Source organism: Protofrankia sp. Cj3, assembly GCF_917627355.1.
In the GTDB taxonomy this organism is placed as follows: domain Bacteria; phylum Actinomycetota; class Actinomycetes; order Frankiales; family Frankiaceae; genus Protofrankia.
Map to the genome: position 1 here is coordinate 16,211 of NZ_CAKJTR010000024.1, position 6,124 is coordinate 22,334.

Here is a 6,124-nt window from a genome sequence, read left to right on the forward strand (position 1 = left end):
TTGCGGATCAAAGGACCAGGGTGGCTCTCTGCGCCGCCTTGCGACGCACGCGCCCCAGCCCCGCTCTTTGATCTACACCCCTGTTACCGGAGCCTCCTACCCGGCGCCGTGCTCCGTGCCGTAGACCGCTCTGGACAAGCAACGGTCGAGCACCGTGATGAACTCCGGGACGGTCCAGCTCCCCCGGTCGCTGTGGCCGAGGTCGTCGACGCCGAGATCCTGGACGTCGAATCGGCCGCGGCAGTGCCCAAGGGTGAGGTAGCAGACCTCGCCGGCAGCATGGCGACGCAGGTAGAGCACGGGCTGGCGAGCGTCCGCGGAAGCGGGCACCTGCCCTTCGGCGAAGCCCCGGGACGGCCCGCGGTAGCGGGTGTGCAACAGCACGTCGATCGGCGGGTGCAGCTCACTGACGTACAGCTCGTCGCTGACCTGGAAGGGGCTGATCCCCGCGACCAGCGGATGATCCGGCTGGGTGATCTCGACCTGATAGGGCGCGATCGGGGGGTGGCCGAGGAACTGGCTGCCCAGCACCGCGGCCACCGCTCCGAACACCCGCGGCGTCGTGAACAGACGCTCCCCGCCCGGCGTGGGCGCCTCGATCGCCGCGTTGGTGGCGTGCAGTGCCAGCCACCGCCCGCCGCGCGCCACGAAGTCCACCAGAACCCGCTGCTGCTCACGGCTGGGACGCACGTCACAGGTGTAGGTGACGAGCAGGTCTGCGGACTCGATCGCATCGATGCGGGCGTAGTCCTCGAAGACCCGGGTGCGCACCCGCTCGTGTCTTCCCAGGCGCTCAAGAAGGTGTAACCGCGCGAAGTCGAAGTCGTGCCAGCGCCCGCCGCACACGAGTACGGCCTCCACCCGGCCGGCCGGTCCCGCCATGGCTCGCAACCGCCGGTTCTAGAACTGCACGCGGGTGACGAGCCCGCCGTCGACCACGAGGTTGACCCCGTTACAGAATGCGGCCCGGGGGCTTGCCAGGAAGGCGACGGCTGCCGCGACGTCCTCAGGGCGGCCGTACCTGCCAACAGCGATCTTGGCCAGGACCTCCGCGTAGACCTCCGGCCGCTGCTCCCGGATCTTCTCCCAGTCGCCGCCGGGGAATTCGATCGGCCCGGGGGAGACCGTGTTGACCCGGATCCCCCGCGGCGCGAGGGTCCGCGCGAGCGCCGCGGAGTGGTGCAGCACGGCCGCTTTGATAGCCGAGTAGGCGTTGGCCGATGCCGGCCGCACCGTGTCGAAGGCGTTCGTCGTGCCGATCGCGATGATCGAGCCACCGCCGTCGGCGAGGTGCGGCACCGCGGCCTCGGCGAGCCGGACGAACGGCAGCAGGTCACCGTCCAGGCTGCGCTGCCACTGGCCAGGGTCCTTGGCCGCGCCGGCGGATACGTTGGACACGACGATGTCCAGCCCGCCCAGTTCCGCCGCGGCGCCGTTGACGAAAGTGGTGAGCGCGTCGGTGTCGCTGACGTCGAAGGGCTCGGCACACACCTGGGCACCGTCGGCACGCAGCTCGGCCGCGGCCTTCTCCAGGCCTTCGGCGCCGCGGGCGCACAGGGCAAGCGAGCAGCCCTCCTGGGCCAGCGTCGCCGCGATCGCCCGGCCGAGTCCTCGGCTGGCGCCCGTCACCAGCGCCCGCCGCCCCGCCAATTCAAGATCCATTACCTGTCACCTTTCATCGACCGTCGATGCGTTGCCCACATATCCCGCGTGTTCAGTGGGGCAATCATCAGCGCTGTGGGTACCGGTACGGCGGGCATCAGTACGGCGCTATTCCGCCGCTCACAGTGATGCACTCGTTGTGCAGATAGGGCACCTCGTCGCTGAGGATCCACGCCGCGGCCGCCGCGATCTCCGCGGGAGTGGCGTACCGGCCGAGCGGCACCGCGCGTTCCATGCCGCCCCTGAAAGCCGTCTCGCCCACCCCGGCCAGCGTCCCAAGGCCGGCGCCCAGCGAATCCATCATGCGGGATTCGACGACGCCCGGCGCCAGGGTGTTGACCCGGATTCCAGCACCCGCGACCTCCAGGGACAGGCAGCGGGCCATGCCGTGCACGGCATGCTTGGAAGCATTGTAGATCGCTGTTCCACCGGCCCCCATCAGCGCCGCGATGGACGCGGTGAAAAGTATCGAGCCGCCGTTGCCCTGGGCCACCAGCTGCCGTACCGCAGCCTGCGCTGACAGAAAGGCCCCGAGCACGTTGACGGCGAAAACCCGGTGGTAGTCAGCCGGATCGAAATCCGCCACCGGCCGCACCATGCACTCCACGCCGGCATTGGCATGGTAATGGTCCAGTTTTCCGAAGGCCTGGACAGCCGCGTCGACACTGGCCTGCGCGCCGGCCGGCGTGGTTATGTCGACGCCGACGCCCACGGCGTCACCACCGATGGCCCGCGCGACCGTCCCGGCGGCGGCGTCGTCGAGGTCTGCGACCACGACCAGTGCCCCTTCCGCCGCAAGCCGCCGGCTGACCGCCGACCCGATCGCACCCGCACCGCCGGTGACGACCACCGACCGACCGCTGAGTCCCGCGAGCATCCCGATCCCTTCTTGAAGTCTGTCTCACGTCGTGGGTCCGGCTCACCGCGCCCAGACGGCCCCTGGCCGTGTTCTCGGACGAACCGATACAGCCCGTATCGCGGTCGGCCTCGACCAGGGCTCGTTGCCCGGGAACTTCTTCGGCAGACTCCGGACCCGGAGCACGGGAGCTGCCGCTATCGGGCTCCTCGCCCGAGAGCGGCCGAGGAGCAGCCGGGGACACGGCGCTCCCTCCGGGGCTACTTTTGTGATGGCGACAACAGTAACTGCCCTTGGCCGTCCCGCCAATATCTGTCCATAGGTTCCGTGCGGGCGGCACCGTCCGGTGGCGGAAAAATCAATGACAAAGCGTCGACCATTAATCGACAGTGAGTATCCGTTCGGACACGGCATCCAGCGCGCGGCGTAGCGCCTTCGGCGGCTGCTGGCTCAACGGGCCGTCGTCCATGCGCATCGGATGGATGGCGAGCAGCAGGTGGTTGAGGGTACGCGCGGCCAGTGACTGGGTGGCATGCTTGGCCACGGCGGAACGCCGCGTGGCCGGCACCCGCGCGGAGACGATGTAGTCGAACGACCGCTCGATGTGCAGTTCCTCGAAGTCCCGCCGCAGCGTGCGCGCCTGCTGGGTCGCGCCGGGCATGTGCAGGTAGAGCAGCCGCGCCTCGTCGGGGTGGGCCTCGATCCAGTCCCAGACCGCGGCGGTGACCCGCCTGAGCGCGGTGAAGTCACCGGGCTCGTCATCGGAGCGAGCCGCGGCGACGACGGCGTTGGTCGCGCCGACCACCCGCCGCAGCGCCACGTCGAACAGCTCCTCCTTGCCGGAGAAGTGGTAATAGACAGCGGTGGGGACGACCTGGGCCGCTGCCGCGATGTCCTGGACACTCGCCTCGTCGAACCCCTTGCGTGCGAACACCCGGATGGCGGCGCTGATAATAATCTGGCGTCTGGATGGCCGGTGGGCCGGCGGCCTGCCCCGCTCGGGCAGGTCTGCGGGCTCCGCCACGGTGAACGCCTCCCGACCGTCTGTTGCTGTTCGCAGAGCCATGCCGGCCCAGGTGTCCCGCAGCTTTCAGGAGTAATCTGCCACATGACCGCGAGCACCGACCGGAGCGGTGAACCACGACGACCGGCACACCGGCCATCCCGCCGCCCTGATGTCATCGAGGCTGCCACCCGGCTGTTTGCCATGCGTGGCCTGGAAACGGTCACCGTTGCCGACATCGCCGACGAAGCCGGGATGACGCCGGCTGCCGTCTACTACCACTTCCCGTCCAAGGCTGACATTCTACTGGAGGCCATGCGGAGCTTCAGCGATGCCTTTGTCAGGGAACTGGATGCCCAGATCACCGGACCGGCCGCCGACGACGGCCCCATCGGTGATCTGCTGACCAGCATGCTGGGCTGGCTCGACGGCCAGCGCCTCGCCGGAACGGTCTACTTCGTGACATCGTCCGGGGCGAATCTCGCGGCGGAGGCGTTGCGCCGGGAAACCCGGGTCCGCCTGATGGAGCTGCTTACCCAGGCGGTGCGCACGGCCCGGCTCCCCGCCCAGCGCATACCGGCGGCAGAAGCCGGTGTGATGGCGACAGGCCTGCTGTCTCTGATCGAAACGGCGGCGGCATCCTGGCTGGCCGAGGACGCCATCCTCGAAGGGCTCGGCCGACGCCGTTTCCTGCGGGAGACCGCCGCGCTGGCCGAGCGCATCGTCGGCACCTGACGTCAGCTGGGCTGACGATGACTGTTGAGCTATGCCTCGTCTGAACTATGCCTCGTCGGCATCGGCTGCCGGTGAGGCTGGTTCCACCGGCAGGGCTGGCTCCGCGGGGGCGGATGCCGGTGCCGGGATGTCGACATGCGGCGCCGGAACATCACCAGAAACGGTACCGGAAGCTGGCGGGCCGGGCCGCGCCTGGCCCGCCAGCAGGGACCGCGCGAGCTGGAGACCGGCGCTGCCCTGGGAGAGCGCCTGGGTCAGCAGCTCGCCGATACCGGTCGCGCCATTGAGGAGGATCATCTGGTCGACGTCGCCGAACGGCTTCGCCGCCGCCTCGACGATGGCCGGCCACTGCTCGGCGAGCTGCTGGCCGATCACGGCCTCCTGGTTCACCGACAGGGCGTCCGCCCGCGCCCTGATCCCCGCGGCCTCCGCCAGCCCCTTGGCCTGCAGGGCGTCCGCCTCGGCATCACCGACGGCGCGCCGGGCATGCGCCTGGGCATCACCGAGGGTACGGGTCGACTCGGCCTGCGCCGCCGCCAGCAAGGTCGCCTCCCGGGCGCTCGCCTCAGCCGCGCTGATCTGCGCGTCGCGGCTGGCACGGGCCAGGGTGATCTGCTCATAGGCACGGGCGTCCGCCGGCTTGCGGATCGTCGTCTGCAGCCGCTGTTCCTCCAGGTCCGCCTCAAGCTGGGCAACCTTGGTCTGCTCGACCACGACCTGCTGGTGAGCGGCTGCTTCCGCCAGCGGGCCGGCCTGCTGCCCTCGCGCGGCGGCCTCGTCGACCTCGGCTTGGAAACCCGACTGCTTGATGGAGCTGTCCCGGGCCGCTTCCGCTTTGAGCGCCGCGGCGACCTGTTCCTGCTCGGTCGCCTCACGGTCGGCCTGCGCCTCGGCGATGCGCGCCTGGGCGGCCACGGCGGCGACGTGCGGGCGGCCGAGATTCTTGATGTAGCCGGTGGGATCGTCGATCTCCTGGATCTGCAGGGAGTCAACGATCAGCCCGAGCTTCTGCATCTCCATACCGGAACTCGCCCGGGTCAGCGCCGTCAGTTTCTCCCGGTCCCTGATCATATCCTCAATGGTGAGCTGGCCGACTATCGCCCGGAGATGGCCGGTGAAAACATTGTGCACCCGGTCATCCATCTTGTCCTGCTGGTCAAGGAATCTCCGGGCGGCGTTGGCGATCGAGGCGTAGTCATCCCCCACCTTGAAAATCACCACACCGCGCACGCCGACCGGGATGCCCTGCTGGCTGACACAATCGGTACTCAACTGAGCGGCTCGAAGATCCAATGACAGGCGCCGCACGTTCTGCCCGCCCGGGAACACCAGCACCCCTTTCCCGGTGATAATCTTGAAACCCAGGCTTTCCGCCACGGCGTTGTCCGGATTTTTGTACGCCCGTAAGCCGGAGATAATCAGCGCTTCGTTGGGTTCCGCCACCCGCCACATCAACTTGATAACGCCGATGATGCCGATGACACCCGCACCCACCGCGATGAGGATCGGGACCACGCGATCTCCTCTGTTGAGACCCGGATTTGCTGAAACTTACGAGAATGCGCTGGCCAGAAGCCAGAATGGCGTACCCAGCGGTGGTCCTCACAACCTGGTGACGATCACGGTACGGGGCGGGTGATACTCCACGATAAGCACGCGGGAGCCGATCGCGATGGTCACACCGTCCTCAGCGGCATAAGCATGGAACGCCTCCGCGCCACCACGCACGGAAACCATCACCTCGCCCACCATATCCGGCCTGATTGTCCCGGTCACCCGAGCCGTCTTGCCCAGCATGATCTGATCGGCCATGCACTCTCCCACTCGGTATCGGGATAGAGCATAGGCACTCAGAGCGTGTGTGAGAT

Annotated in this window: 7 protein-coding genes; 1 reads left to right on the plus strand and 6 read right to left on the minus strand. The window is 68.5% G+C overall.

All coding sequences use genetic code 11. The features are described 5' to 3' along the window. Positions 1–96: 96 nt before the first annotated feature. The 4 genes from MJ783_RS05365 to MJ783_RS05380 form a co-directional block, all read right to left on the minus strand. Positions 97–882 carry a ThuA domain-containing protein gene (locus MJ783_RS05365; protein WP_239308807.1) on the minus strand — a complete coding sequence of 262 codons (786 nt, stop codon included), beginning with the start codon at positions 880–882 and terminating at the stop codon, positions 97–99. An 18-nt stretch (positions 883–900) separates the two neighbouring features. Then, positions 901–1,662 carry an SDR family NAD(P)-dependent oxidoreductase gene (locus MJ783_RS05370; protein WP_239308808.1) on the minus strand — a complete coding sequence of 254 codons (762 nt, stop codon included), beginning with the start codon at positions 1,660–1,662 and terminating at the stop codon, positions 901–903. 97 nt (positions 1,663–1,759) lie between these two features. Continuing rightward, positions 1,760–2,539, minus strand: coding sequence for an SDR family NAD(P)-dependent oxidoreductase (locus MJ783_RS05375; protein ID WP_239308809.1), 780 nt, complete (start codon positions 2,537–2,539; stop codon positions 1,760–1,762). A 358-nt stretch (positions 2,540–2,897) separates the two neighbouring features. Continuing rightward, positions 2,898–3,542, minus strand: coding sequence for a TetR/AcrR family transcriptional regulator (locus MJ783_RS05380; RefSeq protein WP_239308810.1), 645 nt, complete (start codon positions 3,540–3,542; stop codon positions 2,898–2,900). 84 nt (positions 3,543–3,626) lie between these two features. On the opposite strand from MJ783_RS05380, the gene MJ783_RS05385 reads away from it, so the two are divergent. Continuing rightward, a complete protein-coding gene (locus MJ783_RS05385; RefSeq protein WP_239308811.1) occupies positions 3,627–4,256 on the plus strand; it encodes a TetR/AcrR family transcriptional regulator in 630 nt (209 codons plus the stop codon). Positions 4,257–4,301: 45 nt separating this feature from the next. Here MJ783_RS05385 and MJ783_RS05390 read toward each other — a convergent pair whose 3' ends face one another. Both MJ783_RS05390 and MJ783_RS05395 read right to left on the minus strand, forming a co-directional pair. Further along, positions 4,302–5,771: a flotillin family protein gene (locus MJ783_RS05390; RefSeq protein WP_239308812.1), complete on the minus strand. Its 1,470-nt coding sequence runs from the start codon at positions 5,769–5,771 to the stop codon at positions 4,302–4,304. Between the two features lie 87 nt (positions 5,772–5,858). Then, on the minus strand, positions 5,859–6,124 hold a 266-nt coding region (locus MJ783_RS05395), incomplete at its 5' end, for a hypothetical protein (protein ID WP_239308813.1).

Bases quoted from the DNA above. Each gene is read 5' to 3' on its own strand.
- MJ783_RS05365 (WP_239308807.1), bottom strand. From the start codon at position 882: ATGGCGGGACCGGCCGGCCGGGTGGAGGCCGTACTCGTGTGCGGCGGG.
- MJ783_RS05370 (WP_239308808.1), bottom strand. From the start codon at position 1,662: ATGGATCTTGAATTGGCGGGGCGGCGGGCGCTGGTGACGGGCGCCAGC.
- MJ783_RS05375 (WP_239308809.1), bottom strand. From the start codon at position 2,539: ATGCTCGCGGGACTCAGCGGTCGGTCGGTGGTCGTCACCGGCGGTGCG.
- MJ783_RS05385 (WP_239308811.1), top strand. From the start codon at position 3,627: ATGACCGCGAGCACCGACCGGAGCGGTGAACCACGACGACCGGCACAC.